Here is a 15,326-nt window from a genome sequence, read left to right on the forward strand (position 1 = left end):
ATACCACCGCAAGTCAGCGACCAAAAGTGCAAGATCGCGGAGAAGGTGGGGTGGTGGGGGTCAGAGGCGTTCGAAGCCACGGGTGAGTTCCCAGTCGGTGACGGCGGCGTCGAAGGCGGCCAGCTCGACGCGGGCCATGTTGGCGTAGTGGGCCACCACCTCGGCGCCGAAGGCTTCGCGGGCCACCGTCGAGCCTTCCCAGAGGGTGAGGGCGTCGCGGAGGGTGCCGGGGACGCGATCGGCGCTCGGGTCGTCGTACGCGTTGCCGGTGCACTCCTCGGCCAGGTCCAACTCGTTCTCGATGCCGTGCAGCGCGCCCGCCACCAGGGCCGCGATCGCCAGGTACGGGTTGACGTCGGCGCCCGGCACCCGGTTCTCCACCCGCATGCCCTGACCGTGGCCCACCAGCCGCAGCGCGCAAGTGCGGTTGTCGGTGCCCCAGCGCAGCGCGGTCGGGGCGAACGAACCCGGCTGGTAACGCTTGTAGGAGTTGACGTTCGGCGCGAAGAGCAGGCTCATCTCCCGCATCGTGGCGAGCAGCCCGGCGAGCACCCGCTGCCCGGTCGGGCTCAGGTGCGCCGGCCCGTCACCGAGCATGGCCGAGCCACCGGCAGCATCGCGCAGCGAGAAGTGGATGTGGCAGGAGTTTCCCTCGCGCTCGTTCGGCTTGGCCATGAACGTGATCGACATGCCCTCCTGGGCGGCGATCTCCTTCGCCCCGTTCTTGTAGATGACGTGATGGTCGGCGCAGGCCACCGCCTCGTCGTAGCGGAAGGCGATCTCGTGCTGGCCGAGGTTGCACTCCCCCTTGGCGCTCTCCGGCACCAGACCCGCGCCGGCCATCTCGGTGCGGATGCGGCGCAGCAGCGGCTCCACCCGGGCGGTGCCGAGCAACGAGTAGTCCACGTTGTACTGGTTGGCCGGGGTCAGCTCCCGGTAGCCGCTCCGCCACGCCTGCTCGTACGAGTCCCGGAACAGCACGAACTCCAGCTCGGTGCCGGCGTACGCGGTCAACCCGTGCGCGGCGAGCCGGTCCAACTGCCGACGCAGGATCTGCCGCGGCGAGGCGATCACCGGACCGGTGCCGTCAAGCCACTCCAGGTCGGCCAGGAGCAGTGCCGTCCCAGGCTGCCACGGCACCCGGCGCAGGGTGCCGAAGTCCGGCTTCATCGCGAAGTCGCCGTAGCCGCGTTCCCAGCTCGACATCGCGTACCCGTCGACGGTGTTCATGTCCACGTCGACGGCGAGCAGGTAGTTGCACCCCTCGCTGCCGTTCGCGACGACCTGGTCGAGGAAGTACGGGGCGTGGAACCGTTTGCCCTGCAACCGGCCCTGCATGTCGACCAGGGCCAGCACCACCGTGTCGACTTCGCCCTCGGCGACGGCGACCCGCAGTTGCTCCAACGTGAGCGGCGGCTTTCTCATCCGCGAGCCTCCATCACCAAGGTCTACCGGCCCAGCCGATCACCGTCAATAAGATGCTCCGCCCGTACCCCCATCCGATCCCCCGGCAAACCGTCCGGGACCGACGACGGGTCGCCACCCGCGCACCGCCACGACGCGGACACCGGCGGTGGTGAAGTAGGGATCCTCGGCCAGCAGCCGGTCGACCTCCGCCCGGTCGCCGGTGAAGACCAGCAACGCGCCGGAGTCGTCGTCCCAGGGGCCGGCGAGGAGCAGCGCACCCTGCTCGTGCAGCGCCCGCAGGCGGTCCCGGTGTGCCGGTCGGGCCGCCAGCCGGGCAGGCTCGTCGGTGAAGGAGAGTTCCACACAGATCATGGCGAGGAGCGTAGGGACCAGACGGGTCGGACGGCTGTATCCCGCGATACGCTCCACGGGATGGACCGGGCGGAACTGGCGGCGGTGCCGCTGTTCTCGATGCTCGACGAGGCACGCCTGGCGTCGCTCGCCACCGAATGTCCGCCCCGCGACCTCCCCCGGGGTGCCACCGCCGCCCGGGTCGGCGAGCCGGCCCGGCACCTCGTCGTTGTGCTCTGCGGGACACTCTCGGCCGGCTACGACACCAGCCACGGCTCGCACGTCCGATTCGCGACGGTGACCGGCCCGTGCGCGGTCGACAAGGCCGCCGTGCTCGGCGGCGGATCGCACACGGCGACGTGGACCGCGTCGACCGCCTGCCGGATCCGCCTGCTGCCGGCGGTTCTCCTGCGAGATCTCATCGATCAAGTGCCGGCGCTCCGCGACCACGTCCTACGCCACCTCGCCGACCAGGTGCACCGCGACCGTCGAACCCAGGTCCGCCGCGCCGCGCCGCAGCCCGTCGCGCGGGTCGCCGCCTGGCTCGCCGAATCCATCCGTACCCGGGGCAGCCGGATCACCCTGCCCGGGGCGCAGCAGGGACTGGGTGAGGAGGTCGGGCTGTCCCGGGTGACCGTCAACCGCGCGCTACAGGTCCTCGTCGGTGCGGGCGCCATCCGGGTCGAGCCCGGCACCATCATCGTGTTGGACCCGAGCCGCCTCACCGACTGGGACGGCGGGTAGGCGCGTCAGGGCGCAATTGCGTTGCCGGCGCGGCTCGCGTACCCCATCCTTGGGCTTGTGACCAGGCCCGATCGCGACGGGCCGACCACCGGGCCCTCGGAACGGCCCGGCCGCCGTGGCGGCGCGGGAAAGCGTCACCTCTCTCTCGGGTACGGCGTCGCGCCCTACCCCGACTCCGCCCCGCGCCGCTTCGGTCAGCACCGGTGCCCCGACCGGTCAGGCCATCACCAGGCCGGCCACCCACAGGGCACCGATCACCATTCCCGACAGGAACTCGACAAGCATCGACAGCCCGGCGGCGGCGACCGCCTGTTTCGTTGCCGGCCAGGCGAGTCGGGTGTCGCCGAGCCGCAGCCGCTCCATCGCGAAGATCCCGCCGACGAAGCCGATGACCAGCCCGACCACCGGGATGACGAAGAAGCCGACCAGACCGAGCACCGCACCGGCGAGCAGCGACGTGGTCGGCACCCCGGCCCGCTTGAGGTTGCGGCCAGGCCAGGCGTACTTCACGACGGTGCCGGCCACGGCGACAAGCGTCGCGGCGGCGAGCACCAGCCACCGGCCGGGCCCGGCGTCGCCGAACAGGCTCCACACCAGTACGCCGCCCCAGCACAGCGGCAGCGCCGGTAGTCCGGGCACCACCACCCCGGCCAATCCGGCAAGGATGGCCAGCGCGGTGATCACCGACACCGCGGCGCCCGTGTCGGTCAGGCTCACGTCGACTCCCGTTGACTCGGCAGATCAGTTGGGAAGGGGCCGTTCCCCTACCCAGGCGTTGACACCGGTGCCCTTCCTCACTCCGGATCGCGGAGCCGGGCGACGATAGTCTCCGCCGGGCCCGGGGGCCCGAACAGCCGCCCCTGCGCGGTGTCGCACCGCAGCGCCCGCAGCCGGTCCGCCTGCGCCTCGGTCTCCACCGCCTCCGCGGTGACCCACAGTTCCAGCGCGTGGGCCAGCCGCACCAGCGCGTCGACGATGCGTTCGTCGCGGTGGTCGGCGTCGGCCGGCTCGGTGCCCCGGATCCCCTCGACGAACGGGCCGGCCAGCTTCAGGCAGGTGATCGGCAGCCGGCGCAGGTACGCCAGATTCGAGTACCCGGTGCCGAAGTCGTCAACGGCCAGCCGTACGCCGAGCGCGGCGAGCCGGTGCAGCGTCCGCAGCGGCTCCCCCGCCGACCCCATCACCGCGCTCTCGGTCAGCTCCAGCTGCAGCAGTTCCGCCGGCAGTCCACTGCTGGCCAGCGCGTCGGCCACGGTGTCCACGATCGCCGGCCGGTCGGCCTGGCGGGCGGCCAGGTTGACGCTCACCACCAGCCCGGCGTCCGGGAAGTCGGTGTGCCACCGCTGGGCATCCCGGCACGCCTGCCGCAGCACCCACTCACCGAGCCGGACGATCAGGCCGGTCTCCTCGGCGAGCCCGATGAACCGGTCCGGGCCGATCAACCCCAGTTCCGGGTGCTGCCACCGGACGAGCGCCTCGACGGCCAGCATGCGCCCGTCGAGCAGGGACACGATCGGCTGGTAGTGCAGCACGAACTCGCCTCGGTCCAGGGCCAGCGGCAGCCCGGCGGCCAGCGCCGACCGGGCGCTGTCCCGGGCGCTGCGCTCCGGGTCGTACACCGCCCACCGGTCCCGGCCCTCCGCCTTCGCCCAGTAGAGCGTGGCGTCGGCGGCCTTCATCAGCTCCACGACGCTGGTGCCGGCGACCGCCGAGTCGACGATGCCGATGCTCGCCGAGACCGCGAGCTGCTGGTCGCCGACGTACACCGGCGCGGCGACGGCCGCCAGCGCCGACTCGGCCACGGCGATCACGTCCTGAACGGCGGTGACCCCGTCGACCAGGATGACGAACTCGTCGCCACCCATCCGGGCGACCAGGTAGCCCTGCTCGGCCACGCAGTCGGCCAGCCGTCGGGCGATCATCACCAGTAGCCGGTCGCCGAGGGCGTGCCCGAGACTGTCGTTTATCGCCTTGAACCCGTCCAGGTCGAGGAAGCAGACACCGACCCGACCCGGCGCGTCGGGCTGCTCCACCAGGCCGGCCAACGTGTCGAAGAACAGCGTCCGGTTGGGCAGGCCGGTGAGCGGGTCGTGCAGCGCCTGGAAACGCAACCGCTGCTGGAGTTCGTACCGTTCGGTGATGTCCTCGACCACGGCCACGGTGAATCGGGGTCGACCGTCGTCGTGACGGATCAGCGAGACGGCCAGGTCGGTCCAGACGGCGCTGCCGTCCTTGCGGTAGTACCGCTTCTGGACCCGGGCCGCGTCGTGCTTGCCCTCGATCAGCTCCTGGTACAGCTCCCACATGCCGGCCGCGTCGTCGGCGTGGAACAGCGACGCCACGTTGAGCTGCCGCAGTTCCTCGACCGGGTAGCCGAGCATGTCGGCGAAAGCGTGGTTGACGTCGATGATCGTTCCGTCGACTCCGGCGATGCCGATGCCGACGGCCGCGCCGTCGAAGACCGCCCGGAAGCGGGCCTCGCTGTCCCGCAACGCCGCCTCGGCGTCGTCCCGCGCCTGCCACATGGCGCGGGCGATACCCTCCTGCTGGACGAAGGTCCGCTCCCGCAGCGCGCGGGCGAAGCCGGCCGCGAGTGCGCCCTGCATCGCCGCGATCCGCTCGTCGCGGCCCGGCCGATCCGCCGCGCCAGGGATCACGTCGGTCCGGAACCGCTCGCCGAGCGTACGGATCGACCACTCGATGACCCCTGGTTCGGTGAGGTGCGCGGCGACGAGTGCGCGTCCGACCTCCTCCGCCGCCGCTGCCGGTGGTTCGGCGGAGAGCAGCACCTCCGCCAGCCGGAGGGTGTGCCCGAGCAGCAGCCGCTCGGTCTCGGCCGCGCTCAGCGGCACGAAACCGAGCCGGCGTACGGCCCGCGTCCAGGCGGCGGCGTACCGCTGGGCGCCGGCCGGGTCGACGGTGTCCCCGCCGGAGGCACCCACGGCGGCCATCTGATCAGCCGGCGGGCCGGTCGTTCCGGGCGACGCCACCGAAGGCACCGAAGCGCTGCCCGTCGGCGGTGACCTCGGACGGCGAGTCGGGTCGCCACAGCTCCATGTGCACCACCCCGGGCTCCACAATGGTCCAGTCGCCGAAGAATCCGGTGATCTCGGCCCGCGAGCGAAGGGTGATCTCGGTGGCGGTACGCGCCGACAACCGTTGCGCGTCGAGCATCTCCTGCGGTTGGTCCTCGAAGGTGGAGTGGGAGATCACCAGGTGGCTCCCGGGGGCCGCCGCCGCGCGCAGGGTGGCCAGGATGTCAGCGGGTCGGTCGGTGTCCGGGACGAAGTGCACCACCCCGGCGAGCAGGATGCCCAGCGGCCGGTCGAAGTCGAGCAGGTCGAGTTTGCGCGCCTCGGCCAGGATCCGTTCCGGGTCCCGCAGGTCGGCGTGGATGACGCCGGTCGACTCGTTGCCGGCGAGCAGCTCCTGGCTGTGTGCCACCGCGACCGGGTCGATGTCGACGTAGACCACCCGGGCCTTCGGGTTCGTGGCCTGGGCGACCTCGTGCACGTTGCCGACGGTGGGGATGCCGGAGCCGATGTCCAGGAACTGGTCGATCCCGGCGTCGAGCAGGGCCCGCACGGCCCGGCGGAGGAACTCCCGCCCGGCTCGCATCGTCGCCGGCAGGTTCGGCGTCATGGCCGCGATCTGGTCGGCCAGCTGCCGGTCGATCTCGAAGTTGTGGGCGCCGCCGAGGAAGTAGTCGTACACCCGCGCCGCGCTGGGCCGGGAGAGGTCGATCTCGGCGGGGAGTCCGTCCGGCTGCTGCACTGGTTGCACCTCACGTCGTCGCCGTGGATCGTGATGCTGACCACTCTAGGCGGGTCCGTGCCACGGGGGGAGATCCACAACGCTCTTTTCCTGATCGGCCGTTCGTACCGGCCGGGGGTCAGGCGGCCTCCAGCAGCAGCGCGATGCCCTGCCCCACCCCGATGCACATGGTGGCCAACGCCCGGCGCCCGCCGCGTCGACGCAGCTCCAGCGCGGCGGTGAGCGCGAGCCGGGCACCACTGGCACCGAGCGGGTGACCCAGGGCGATGGCGCCGCCGTTGGGGTTGACGTGCTCCGCGTCCTCCGGCAGGCCGAGTTCGCGCAGCACCGCGACGGACTGGGCGGCGAAGGCCTCGTTCAGCTCGATCACGTCGATGTCGGCAAGCGCCAACCCCTGCCGGTCCAGCAGCCGCCGGGTCGCCGGAACCGGCCCGATGCCCATCACCCGGGGCGGCACACCGGCCGCCGCCGTGCCGGTGACCCGCGCCAGCGGAGTGAGACCGTACGCGGCGACGGCCGCCTCCGAGGCGACCAGCAGGGCCACCGCGCCGTCGTTGACGCCCGAGGAGTTGCCGGCGGTCACCGTGCCGCCGTCGCGGAACGGGGTGGGCAGCGCGGCCAGTTTCTCCAGCGAGGTCTGTCGGGGGTGCTCGTCCACCTCGACCAGCCGGGTCTCCCGCCGGCCCGCCGGCACGGTCACCGGCACGATCTCCTGGGCCAGCCGCCCGTCGGCCTGGGCCTTGGCGGCCCGCAACTGCGAGCGGTACGCGAACTCGTCCTGCGCCGCCCGGTCCACGCCGTACTCGGCCGCCACGTTCTCCGCCGTCTCGGGCATCGAGTCGATGCCCCAGCTCCGCTCCATCCGCGGGTTCACCAGCCGCCAACCGATGGTGGTGTCGTACACCTCGGCGGATCGGGAGAACGCGGTGGTCGCCTTCGGCATCACGAACGGCGCCCGGCTCATGCTCTCCACCCCGCCCGCGACGACCAGGTCCGCCTCGCCGGCGACGATCGACCGTGCGGCGGTGGCCAGCGCGTCCAGCCCGGAGCCGCAGAGCCGGTTGACCGTGCTGCCGGGCACCTGCTCGGGTAGCCCGGCGAGCAGCGCCGCCATCCGGGCCACGTTGCGGTTGTCCTCGCCGGCCTGGTTGGCGCAGCCCAGCACCACGTCGTCGGTACGCGCCCAGTCCACCGAGGGGTGCCGCGCGACCAGCTCGCGGATCACGTGGGCGGCCAGATCGTCGGGGCGTACGCCGGCCAGCGCGCCCGCGTACCGGCCGATCGGGGTGCGGACACCGGCCACCAGGTATGCCACGGTCATCGCGAGTCCTTCGGGGGTGGTGGGAAGGGCGGAGGGGTGCGTCCGCCGGGTCACGGGGACTCACCGACGGCCAGGATATCCCCGGTGGCTGCCGATAGGTTGTGGGCATGGCACGGGCCCAGTTCAGCGCGGAAACCAGCGGCGGCGGCGCGTTCGTCCGCCAACCCAACCGGTTCACCGGGCGGGTGACCCCGCACTCGACCGCACCGCCGGGTGGCGGGCCGGACGAGCAGGACCGCTGGCCGCTGGAGCCCGGCCGCTACCGGCTGATCTGGTGCCGGGCCTGCCCGTGGGCGCACCGGGCACTCATCGTGCGGAACCTGCTCGGGCTGACCGACGCCATCTCGCTGGGCACCGTCGACCCGATCCGGGACGATCGCGGTTGGCGGTTCGCGCTCGACCAGGACGGCTTCGACCCGGTGCTGGGCATCGGTTTCCTCTCCGAGGCGTACCTGGCCACCGATCCGGACTACACCGGCCGGGTCACCGTGCCGGCGCTTGTCGACACCCGTACCGGGCGGGTGGTCACCAACGACTACCCGCAACTGACCCTGGACCTGTCCACCGAGTGGCGGCGGCTGCACGCCCCCGGCGCGCCGGACCTCTACCCGGTCGAGCTGCGCCCGGAGCTGGACGCGCTGATGGCCGAGATCCACCGGGACGTCAACAACGGCGTCTACCGGTGCGGATTCGCCACCTCGCAGCAGGCGTACGACGAGGCGTTCGAGGCGCTGTTCGCCCGGCTGGACGCGCTGTCGGAACGGTTGGCCGGCCGGCGCTACCTGATGGGTGACTCGATCACCGAGGCGGACGTGCGCCTGTTCACCACGCTGGTCCGCTTCGACGTGGCGTACCACGGGCACTTCAAGTGCAACCGGCAGAAACTCACCGAGCTGCCGGTGCTGTGGGCGTACGCCCGGGATCTGTTCCAGACGCCCGGTTTCGGGGAGACGGTCGACTTCGACCACATCAAGCGGCACTACTACGCCACCCACGGCGAGATCAACCCGACAGGCATCGTTCCGCTCGGGCCGGACCTGCACGGCTGGACGACGCCGCACGGGCGTGGCTGAGCCGCCGGCCACGGTCCGACGGTCGGTGCGGCGCGGCGCCGCGCTGGTCGCCGCGCTCTGCGCCCTGGCTGGCGCGGCTGCGGTGACACTCGCCGTGGTCGCCGGCCCAGGACCGGGCCTGACCGGGTACGTGAGTGAGGCCGGTGTCGTCGACAGCGACTATGCCTGGACGTACCGGATCGGAGTGTTCGCCCTGGCCGGGGCGCTGCTGCTGCTCGCCGTCGCGCTACGGGTCGGTGCGCGGCACTACGGCGACCCGGCACTTCGGGTCGCCGTGACGCTACTCGTGGTGGCGAGTCTGTGCACGGTCCTGTCCGGCGCGGTGACGTGCAGCGCGGGTTGCCCACTGCCGCCGTTCGAACGGGCCACCGTGGCGGATCTGGTGCACGGTGCGGCAAGTGTCGCCGCGACGGTGGCGGTGGTCTTCGCGATGCTGGCGGTCGCCTTCTCGCCGGTGGCGCGACGCCGGCTGCGGCGCACGGGCGTCGTCGCGGCAACGGTGTCGCTGCCACTCGCGGGCGCGGTCGGTCTGGCGATGCTGCTGGTCGGCCGGAGTCCGCTGGTCGGGGTGCTGGAGCGGCTGCTGCTGACGGTTGCCGTCGGCTGGGCCCTGGCCACCGCCGGAGCGTTGGCGGTACGCGACCCCACGGCGATGGCGGTGCAGGACCACCGGACACCGACCGTGCGCGAGACCACAGCTCGCCGTCGGCGCTGAGGTCGCGCACCCGGGAGAGGATGGCGCGATGAGTTCGTTGTTCACGCCGCTGACGCTGCGGACGGTCACCCTGCCCAACCGGATCGCGCTGGCACCGATGTGCCAGTACAGCGCCGGTCCCGACGGCCTGCCCACCGACTGGCACCTGGTGCATCTCGGCACCCGGGCGATCGGTGGCGCGGGCCTGGTGATGACCGAGGCGACCGCCGTGCTGCCGGAGGGCCGGATCAGCCCGCAGGACACCGGGTTGTGGTCCGGCCGCCACGTCGACGCCTGGCGGCCGGTGACCAGGCTCGTGGCCGCGCACGGCGCGGTGCCCGTGGTGCAGCTCGCGCATGCCGGGTTCAAGGCGTCGACGTACCGCCCGTGGGAGCCGCGCCAGGGTGGGGTGCCGGACGCCGAGGGCGGCTGGACGCCGGTCGGGCCAACCGGTGAACCGTTCGTGCCCGCGTACCGGGTGCCGACGGCCCTGGACGACACCGGGATCGCCGATGTCGTCGCGGCCTTCGCCGAGTCCGCCACGCGGGCGGTGGCGGCCGGCTTCGCCGCCGTGGAGATCCACGCTGCACACGGCTACCTGCTGCACGAGTTCCTCTCCCCGCTGACCAACCATCGGACCGACGGCTGGGGTGGTGACCGGGCCGGGCGGATGCGGCTGACGCTGGAGGTGGCTCGGGCGGTGCGCGCCGCTGTCGGTGAGGACGTGCCGGTACTGGCCCGGATCTCGGCCACCGACTGGGTGCCGGGCGGCTGGACGGTCGAGGACAGCGTGGCCCTCGCCGCCGCACTCGCCGCCGCCGGGGTGGACCTGATCGACTGCTCCTCCGGCGGGGCGTCGCCATCCGCCAACGTCCCGGTCGGGCGCGGCTACCAGGTGCCGCTGGCCGCTCAGGTCCGCCGCGAGGCGCAGGTGCCGACCGGCGCGGTCGGCCTGATCGTCGAACCGGAGCAGGCCGAGGCGATCATCGCCGACGGCGAGGCCGACATGGTGCTGCTCGGCCGGGAACTGCTGCGCAATCCGTACTGGCCGCACCAGGCGGCGGCCAAGTTGGGCACCGCACCCAACTGGCCGGACCCGTACCTGCGGGCGGCCTGACCAGCGGTCCGGCTGCCCGGTGACGGCCGAGGGCAGCCGGACCCGTGCGGATCTCAGCCACGCTCTCAGCCGGCCAGGTGGCCCCAGTGTTGCTCCAGGTCGCGCCACCGCCCCTGGGCGGCCACCGTACCGGCGATGAGCACCACCACGTGGTCGGCCCGGATCAGCGCGGCCCGCTTCGAGGTGGAGCCGACCACCGTCACCCCCCGGTCCCGCAGTGCCTGCCACAGCGCCAGTTCGGTGGTGACGTCCAGCGCGGAGGAGACGTCGTCGGCCACCAGGAGTTCGGTACGCGGCGCCAGCGCCCGGGCCAGCGCCAGCCGTTGCAGCTGGCCACCGGACAACCGGGTGCCCTTGTGCCCGATGAGCAGGCCGAGCCCGCTGCCGGTGGCGGCCAGGTCGTGGTCGAGCTGGGCGGTGCTCACCGCGTGCGCGGCGTCCACCTGATGCCCGAGGGTGATGTTGTCGGCGACCGTGCCGGAGAGCACCCGGGGCAACTGACCGACGTAGCCGACCTGGTTGGGACGCAGGAACAGCTCCGGCTCGGTCACCGGCTCGCCGTTCCAGGTCAGCAGCCCGGTGTGCGGGGCGATGCCGGCGAGGGCCCGCAGCAACGACGACTTGCCCGAGCCGACCGGCCCGACCACCAGGACGAGCTGCCCGCGTACCACGGTCAGGTCCACGTCGCGTACGGCGGTGATGCCGTCGGTGTGCCGGACGCCGAAGCCGACCAGCTCCAGCCGCCGCAACGGGGTACGCGGTGGCGCCGTCGGGGCGGGAGCGGTACCGGCGGCCAGGTCGACTCCCGGCACCCGCGCCGAGTACGCCTCGATCCCGGTCATCTCCGCCGTCCGCCGGGTCCACACCCGCGCCGACGGCACCTGGGAGATCAGCGAGGCGGTGGTCCAGGCGAACCAGCGGGCCGCGCCCAGCGTGGCGACCGCGACCAGTGCCGCCCCGGCGGAGAGCCCACCGGTCAGGAACAACGCCCACACGCCGATCGGGAACAGTCCGCTGGCCACGGCCGGCGTGGAGCGCGCCCAGACCTGCACGGCGATCTCCCGGCGCTGCCGTTCGCTGCGTACCGCGTCGAGGCCGGCCAGGTGGGTCAGCACCGGTCGGGTGGCCCCGGCCAGCTTCACCGTGCGCGCCGCCGACAGCGTGGAGACCAGCGCGGTGGCGAAGGCCGCCCGCGCGGCGACGGTGTCCCGCGCCGCCCGCTCCAGCCTCGGCCCGAACGCCGTGGCGGCCAGCCCGGAGAGCACCATCGTGCCGAGGAAGAACAGTCCCGGCACCACGCTGCCGGTGATCAGGGTCATGGCGACCAGCAGGATCAGGCCGACGGTCTGGTCGAGCACGTTGTCGGCGAGTTGGACGACCCGCTCGGTGTCGCCGCCCTGGGCCACCACCTCGGCCGGGGTGTGCCGGCTGACCCGGCGCGGGCCGGTCTGGCCGTGCACCAGGCGGGCGCTGATCCGCAGCATCTGCCGCACCCACCAGGCGGGGAACCACAGGTGGGTCCAGTAGTGCGCCGGGATGGCGAGGATCAGCCCGGCCGCGATACCGAGGGCGGGCAGCCAGGGGTCGCCGGTGCCGTCGACCACGTCGGCCCAGAGCCAGGCGAGCACCGGCCCGTCCAGGCCGAGAATCGCCAGCACGGTGAAGATGCCCACCCCCGCCGCGCCGTACCGGGGATCGTTCAGGCAGAGCCGGGCGATCTCCCGCAGGGTCCGTGCCCGGGAGGCCGGCCGCCGGTCGGCTTCGGTCGCCGCGTCTGCGGCGGTGGCGCCGGCTTCACGGCCGCCGACCTGTCGCCCCTCCGCCGGGTCGACCGGCTCCGGCCCGACGACCGGCGCGGGATCACCCACCGGCAGACCTACCTCGACGCCGTGCCCGGCGGGCAGCTCGGCGTCGTCCGGCGGCGGCGAGCCCGGGCCGTCGCCGGTCTCGCCGCCGGGCAGCAGCACGTCGGCGCCTCGCGCGGCGGCCGTGCGGGTGCCCACGGGCGCGCTGATCGCGGTCGTCGGGCTGAACGCGCCGGCCGGCGTGGCGGCGGCCGGGTTGGCACCGACGAGCGCCGGCTCCGCCCAGCCGCGGTCCGTCTCCGGCTCGGGCAGCAGCCCGGTTCCCGCGTCGACGCCGTGCCCGCCCTGGTGACCGGCCGCCAGCAGCTCGGCGAAGCGCCGCGACTCGGCCAGCGGGGCGGCCTCGACCACCGCTCCGTCAGCCAGTACCACCACCTCGTCGCAGCGGCTCACCGACGACAGTCGGTGCGCGATGACGATGCCGATCCGGTCGCGCAGCAGGCGCTCGGTGGCCTGCTGCACCCGGGTCTCGGTGACCGGGTCGAGCCGGGCGGTGGCCTCGTCGAGGATCACCACGTGCGGGTCACGGACCAGGATCCGGGCGAAGGCGACAAGCTGCTCCTGACCGGCCGAGAGCACGTGGCCGCCCTCGCCGAGGCGGGTGTCCAGGCCGGCCGGCAGCTCGGCGATCCAGTTGGCCAGGCCCAGTTCGTGCAGGGCCCGGGCGGCGGCGTCGAGCAGCTCGGGGTCGAACAGCGCCACGTTCTCGGCGAGCGTGCCGGCAAGGATCTCGGTCCGTTGCGGCACCACGGCGACCCACTGGCGCAGCTGCTCCACGTCGAGGTCGAGCACGTCGCGCCCACCGAGCAGGACCGTCCCCGGTGGCACGTCGACCGCCCGGGTGAGCAGCTTGGCCAGCGTGGACTTGCCCGACCCGGTCCGGCCGACCAGAGCGTACGAGCGGCCCCGCACGAAGGTCAGGTCGACGTCGCGCAGCGCGGGGCCGCGCTCGGCGTCCGGCCCGCTGCTCGGGTAGCGGTAGGTCAGGTCGCGGATGACCAGGTCACCGTCGCTGGGGGCGGCACCGCCGCTGGGTTCCTGCGGAGCGGCCGAGAGCAGTTGCACCCGCCCCCACGCGCCGAGGGCGTACTGCACCTCCGGCACCATCCGGCTGACGTGTTCGACGGTCATGCCGAGCGAGAGTGCGAGCAGCCAGATCGCGGTGATCCGGGCGGCGTCGACCCGGCCGGTGGTCAACGCCCACACCCCGCCGAGCACGACAAGCGCCACCCCGGCCCGGGTCACCCCGGCCGCGACGGTGTTGACCTGCGCCGACATCTGCCACACCCGCAGGCCACGGCGCAGCACCTCGGCCGCCCGACGGGCGTACAGGCGCAGCACGTACGGCCGGGCCAGGCTGGTGCGTACGTCGTCCTGGCCGTGGATCGACTCCTCCATCACGGCCGCGAGGTCCGACCAGGCCGCCTCCTCGTGCATCCGGGCCGGGGCGATCCGGGCGGCGGGACGCCGCAGCGTGAACGCGAGCAGGACGCAGAGCAGCAGCATGCCGAGCCCGGCCGGCCACCAGACGGTGAGCGCGACGAGCGTGGACAACAGGCCGACGGCCAGCGCCTGGGCCAGCCGTACGCCGGGGCCACGCACGCCCGAGGCGACGTCGTACACGTCGCCGTCGATCCGGTCGAGCATCTCACCGACCGGGGTCGTCTCCAGGGCGGGCACGGGCTGTCCAAGCGCCACCCGGCACAGTCGGCGGCGCAGGTCGGCCGACCAGTCGGCGGTCACGCCGGCCATCACCAGGCTGACCACCAGGTCACTGACGACCGCCGCGACCAACGCCACCGACAGCAGCACGAAGAACCCGACGGAACGGTGCAACAGCACCGGCCCGGCAAGCGCGGCGGTGGCCGCCTGGCCGATGCCGCCGAGCAGGATCAGGGCGACCACCAGGGTCATCCGGCGCGAGGAGGTGACCCACAGATCACGGAGCAGGCGCATGCGTCAGTTCCTCCGGTCTGGTGGCGGAGTTTCCAGCCTGCTTCGCCCGGGCGCCCGGCTCAACGGATTTTCGCCTGGGGCAGAGCCCCGTGACGAAAATCTCCGGCGGGCCGGCTCAGAACAGCACGGTCGCCAGGGTGCCGACCGGCCGGAAGCCGCAGCGCTCGTAGACGCGTCGGGCGGGCAGGTTGAAGTCGTTGACGTACAGGCTGACCGTCGGGGCGACCCGGGTCAGCGCGTCAGCGACCACCGCCGCCATCGCGGCGGTGGCGATGCCCCGTCCCCGCCACTCGGGCGCCACCCACACCCCTTGGACCTGCGCGGTGCGCCGGGTGACGACCGCCAGTTCGGCCTTGAACACCACCCGGCCGTCGACGAACCGGGCGTACGCCCGACCGGAGCGGATCATGTCGGTGACCCGGCGCCGGTACCCGCGACCGCCGTCGTCGGCGAGTGGGGAGACGCCGACCTCCTCGGTGTACATCGCCACCGCGGCCGGGAAGAGCCGGTCGAGCTCGCCGCTGCGCACCCGGCGCACCTGCGGGTCGACCGGGACCGGGGGCAGCGCGTCGGTGACCAGCAACGGCTGGTTCGCGCGTACGTCGCGGGCCGGTCCCCAGGTGTCGGAGAGTCGCTCCCACAGTTGCAGGACAGCGTCGGCGCGCCCGACGATCGAGGAACAGAGCCGTTCCTCGCCGGCCAGCAGGTCGGCGAAGGCCGCGATGGCCTGCGGGCCGGCCAGCACCGGGGTGAGGTTGCCGCCGAGCCAGCAGACCGATTCGAGGTGCCGGCGGGAGCCGTACCCCAGGACCCGGCCCTCGGCCCGCCACCAGGCCAGCCCGCGCGCGGCGACCCGCTCCGCGACCTGCGCGCTGGCGAACGGGTCGAGGTCGAGCAACCGCTCGACCGCACGCCGTTCCGATTCCCCGATTTGCCGCACCGGCGCAGTCAGCACGGTTACCAGCCTGCCAGATTCGTTCACTTTCCGTCGCCGGACAGCAACCCCCACCCACCCCCCCCGCTC

12 protein-coding genes are annotated in these 15,326 nt (G+C 73.2%); 4 read left to right on the forward strand and 8 right to left on the reverse strand.

Annotated features, from left to right (window positions below; translation table 11 throughout):
• Positions 1-60 precede the first annotated feature (60 nt).
• Both KBX00_RS27095 and KBX00_RS27100 read right to left on the reverse strand, forming a co-directional pair.
• Entirely contained in the window at positions 61-1,425 is a 1,365-nt protein-coding gene (locus tag KBX00_RS27095; RefSeq protein ID WP_210830892.1) for a glutamine synthetase family protein, read from the reverse strand.
• Positions 1,426-1,470: 45 nt separating this feature from the next.
• Positions 1,471-1,779 carry a YciI family protein gene (locus KBX00_RS27100; RefSeq protein WP_210830893.1) on the reverse strand — a complete coding sequence of 103 codons (309 nt, stop codon included), beginning with the start codon at positions 1,777-1,779 and terminating at the stop codon, positions 1,471-1,473.
• A gap of 60 nt (positions 1,780-1,839) precedes the next feature.
• Here KBX00_RS27100 and KBX00_RS27105 point away from each other — a divergent pair, with 60 nt between their 5' ends.
• Complete coding sequence (locus KBX00_RS27105) at positions 1,840-2,502, forward strand: Crp/Fnr family transcriptional regulator (protein WP_210830894.1); 663 nt, start codon at positions 1,840-1,842, stop codon at positions 2,500-2,502.
• A 216-nt stretch (positions 2,503-2,718) separates the two neighbouring features.
• On the opposite strand, the gene KBX00_RS27110 is transcribed toward KBX00_RS27105, so the two are convergent.
• From KBX00_RS27110 to pcaF, 4 genes are all read right to left on the reverse strand, one after another.
• Entirely contained in the window at positions 2,719-3,219 is a 501-nt protein-coding gene (locus KBX00_RS27110; RefSeq protein WP_210830895.1) for a DUF456 domain-containing protein, read from the reverse strand.
• 77 nt (positions 3,220-3,296) lie between these two features.
• Positions 3,297-5,453, reverse strand: coding sequence for a bifunctional diguanylate cyclase/phosphodiesterase (locus KBX00_RS27115; RefSeq protein WP_210830896.1), 2,157 nt, complete (start codon positions 5,451-5,453; stop codon positions 3,297-3,299).
• 4 nt (positions 5,454-5,457) lie between these two features.
• Positions 5,458-6,276: an SAM-dependent methyltransferase gene (locus KBX00_RS27120; RefSeq protein WP_210830897.1), complete on the reverse strand. Its 819-nt coding sequence runs from the start codon at positions 6,274-6,276 to the stop codon at positions 5,458-5,460.
• Positions 6,277-6,394: 118 nt separating this feature from the next.
• Positions 6,395-7,597 carry a 3-oxoadipyl-CoA thiolase gene (pcaF, locus tag KBX00_RS27125; protein WP_210830898.1) on the reverse strand — a complete coding sequence of 401 codons (1,203 nt, stop codon included), beginning with the start codon at positions 7,595-7,597 and terminating at the stop codon, positions 6,395-6,397.
• 107 nt (positions 7,598-7,704) lie between these two features.
• On the opposite strand from pcaF, the gene KBX00_RS27130 reads away from it, so the two are divergent.
• Genes KBX00_RS27130 through KBX00_RS27140 form a run of 3 tightly spaced genes read left to right on the forward strand, consistent with a single transcriptional unit; the run spans position 7,705 to position 10,481 of the window.
• Positions 7,705-8,670, forward strand: coding sequence for a glutathione S-transferase family protein (locus KBX00_RS27130; protein ID WP_210830899.1), 966 nt, complete (start codon positions 7,705-7,707; stop codon positions 8,668-8,670).
• Entirely contained in the window at positions 8,663-9,385 is a 723-nt protein-coding gene (locus tag KBX00_RS27135) for a DUF998 domain-containing protein (protein ID WP_210830900.1), read from the forward strand. The genes KBX00_RS27130 and KBX00_RS27135 overlap by 8 nt, the downstream gene beginning before the upstream one ends.
• A 28-nt stretch (positions 9,386-9,413) precedes the next feature.
• On the forward strand, positions 9,414-10,481 hold the full coding sequence (locus KBX00_RS27140; RefSeq protein ID WP_210830901.1) for an NADH:flavin oxidoreductase/NADH oxidase: 1,068 nt from the start codon (positions 9,414-9,416) through the stop codon (positions 10,479-10,481).
• Between the two features lie 65 nt (positions 10,482-10,546).
• Here KBX00_RS27140 and KBX00_RS27145 read toward each other — a convergent pair whose 3' ends face one another.
• Together KBX00_RS27145 and KBX00_RS27150 are read right to left on the reverse strand one after the other, a co-directional pair.
• Entirely contained in the window at positions 10,547-14,302 is a 3,756-nt protein-coding gene (locus KBX00_RS27145) for an ATP-binding cassette domain-containing protein (RefSeq protein WP_210830902.1), read from the reverse strand.
• 115 nt (positions 14,303-14,417) lie between these two features.
• A complete protein-coding gene (locus tag KBX00_RS27150) occupies positions 14,418-15,257 on the reverse strand; it encodes a DUF4081 domain-containing GNAT family N-acetyltransferase (protein WP_210830903.1) in 840 nt (279 codons plus the stop codon).
• Between the last annotated feature and the right edge of the window lie 69 nt (positions 15,258-15,326).

It is taken from the genome of Micromonospora sp. C95 (genome assembly GCF_018070465.1).
Classification (GTDB): domain Bacteria; phylum Actinomycetota; class Actinomycetes; order Mycobacteriales; family Micromonosporaceae; genus Micromonospora.

What these genes read in the sequence shown, in the direction of transcription:
- KBX00_RS27140 (WP_210830901.1), top strand. Translation starts at nt 9,414, where the DNA reads ATGAGTTCGTTGTTCACGCCGCTGACGCTGCGGACGGTCACCCTGCCC.
- KBX00_RS27105 (WP_210830894.1), top strand. Translation starts at nt 1,840, where the DNA reads ATGGACCGGGCGGAACTGGCGGCGGTGCCGCTGTTCTCGATGCTCGAC.
- KBX00_RS27095 (WP_210830892.1), bottom strand. Translation starts at nt 1,425, where the DNA reads ATGAGAAAGCCGCCGCTCACGTTGGAGCAACTGCGGGTCGCCGTCGCC.
- KBX00_RS27130 (WP_210830899.1), top strand. Translation starts at nt 7,705, where the DNA reads ATGGCACGGGCCCAGTTCAGCGCGGAAACCAGCGGCGGCGGCGCGTTC.
- KBX00_RS27145 (WP_210830902.1), bottom strand. Translation starts at nt 14,302, where the DNA reads ATGCGCCTGCTCCGTGATCTGTGGGTCACCTCCTCGCGCCGGATGACC.
- KBX00_RS27115 (WP_210830896.1), bottom strand. Translation starts at nt 5,453, where the DNA reads ATGGCCGCCGTGGGTGCCTCCGGCGGGGACACCGTCGACCCGGCCGGC.
- pcaF (WP_210830898.1), bottom strand. Translation starts at nt 7,597, where the DNA reads ATGACCGTGGCATACCTGGTGGCCGGTGTCCGCACCCCGATCGGCCGG.
- KBX00_RS27100 (WP_210830893.1), bottom strand. Translation starts at nt 1,779, where the DNA reads ATGATCTGTGTGGAACTCTCCTTCACCGACGAGCCTGCCCGGCTGGCG.